This is a genomic window from Streptomyces sp. NTH33, from assembly GCF_003236365.1.
GTDB lineage: Bacteria > Actinomycetota > Actinomycetes > Streptomycetales > Streptomycetaceae > Streptomyces.
This window is the reverse complement of record NZ_POTZ01000822.1, coordinates 1-1,734: the sequence shown is the minus strand read 5'-3', so window position 1 is coordinate 1,734 and position 1,734 is coordinate 1. Positions and strand designations below refer to the sequence as shown.

Annotated in this window: 2 protein-coding genes; both read left to right on the top strand. The window is 69.3% G+C overall.

Annotation, left to right across the window (positions count from 1 at the left end; all coding sequences use genetic code 11):
- Positions 1-51: 51 nt before the first annotated feature.
- A complete protein-coding gene (locus tag C1I97_RS36630; protein WP_111007205.1) occupies positions 52-1,305 on the top strand; it encodes an acyl-CoA dehydrogenase family protein in 1,254 nt (417 codons plus the stop codon).
- Between the two features lie 206 nt (positions 1,306-1,511).
- Positions 1,512-1,734, top strand: a 223-nt coding sequence (locus tag C1I97_RS36625) for a LuxR C-terminal-related transcriptional regulator (RefSeq protein WP_220040893.1), incomplete at its 3' end; no start/stop codon positions are given.

The following is a 1,734-nucleotide window of genomic DNA, read 5'->3' as shown; positions in this document are numbered from 1 at the left end:
ATCCCCGGCCGCTCCACCGTGCGACCTTCACCCAGGCAGAGGGAGACGACCATGCCCGCCACGCCCACCACGCCGCCTCCAGCACTGTGCCCCTACCTCACCGCCCGCCATGAACTGCTGTGGCACGAGGCCGAAGCCTTCGCAGCCGAGCACGTCGCCCCCCGGGCTGTACGCATGGAATCGGCTCCCCGAAAGGTGGAGCGCAAGGTCGCCGGACTCATGGCAGAGCGAGGCTGGTTCGCTGTCACCGTTCCCACCTGCTTCGGCGGCATGGGGGCCGGCCACGTCGCCAAGACCATCCTGATCCACCGCATCGCCTGCGCTTCGGCGGCTGCCGCAGCCATCCTGCAGGCCACCCTCATCCCCGTCGGCGCCCTTGTGCACTTCGCCACCTACGAGCAGAAGGCCCGCTGGCTGCCGCAGGTCGCAAACGGCTCGCTGCTGCTGTCGATCGCCTCCACCGAACCGCGTGCCGGCGGGCACATCGGCGGCATCGAGACCACCGCCGAACACAGCGGCAACGAGTGGTTGATCACCGGCAACAAGATCCACATAGGCAACAGCCACCTCGCCGGAGCACACCTCGTCATCGCCCGCACCGCCGAGCCCGGCGTGACCGCGTCGCAGGCGCTGACCGCGTTCCTGATCGAGTCCGACCGCAAAGGGATCTCGGTCGCCGACCACCGGCCCGGGCTCGGGCTGCACGGCTTCTCCGCCGGCCGTCTCGACCTCGATCGCGTCCGCGTCCCCGAAGACAACATGGTGGGCAACATCGGCCAGGGCCTCAGCGTCGCCCAGAGCAGCAGCATCCTCTACGGCCGGCCCAACCTGGCTGCCATCAGCCTGGGACTTCACGAGGTCGCCGTGCACACCACCACCTCCTACCTCAAGTCCCGCCTCCGCTACCGGAGTTCCCTGTCCGACCTGCCCGTCTTGCGTGACCGCATCGGTGAGATGGAGGCTCGCCTGCGCGCCGCCCGCGTCCTGGCCTACCAATCCGTTCATCTCCTCGACCACGGCCTGCCCTGCGACGCCGAGCTGATCAACTCCAAGTACCTCGGCCACCAATGGGCAGTGGAGTCAGTTCAGGACGCCATGGAGCTGCACGGCGCCCAGGCCCTCGACGCCGACTACCCCCTCCAGCGGCTGTGGCGCGACATCCAGCACACCTACCCACCCGCCGGAACCGGCGAAGTCCAACGCATACGCCTTGCCGACGCGGCCTTGGGCCAGGACCCCATCCAGTGGTCCGAACGCCTGGCCGCCGAAGCCGCCTGGGCACGCCCCGAACCCACCACCGCATAAGCCCCCGTGCACGGCAAACCCCGTGAATCCGCATCGCCGTGCACGGGCCCTGGCGCCGGCCCCCCGCTCCCCGCCCGGGGGCCGGCGCCAGGGAACTTCCCGTAGCAACTCCGCCGCCGGCTGCCGTCACGAACGCACCGCGGTCCGGCACCCCCTACTACACAGCCACCCTGACTGACCTTTACGAACCAGCCTGGAAATCCGACATGACAACCACCGCCCCGATCACACCGCTCTCGCAGGCCGAGCGACGCGTCGCCGAGCATCTCGTCCGCGGCGTCCGCCGCACCCAGGACATCGCCACACAGGCGCACCTGTCACCACACACGGTCCATAGCCACATCCACACCATGCGTGCCAAGCTCCACTGCCCCCCGCGGTGTCCTCAGCACATCCTCGTGCACACTCTCCTCGCCACCGGCCAGGTCC

Bases quoted from the DNA above. Each gene is read 5' to 3' on its own strand.
- C1I97_RS36630 (WP_111007205.1), top strand. From the start codon at position 52: ATGCCCGCCACGCCCACCACGCCGCCTCCAGCACTGTGCCCCTACCTC.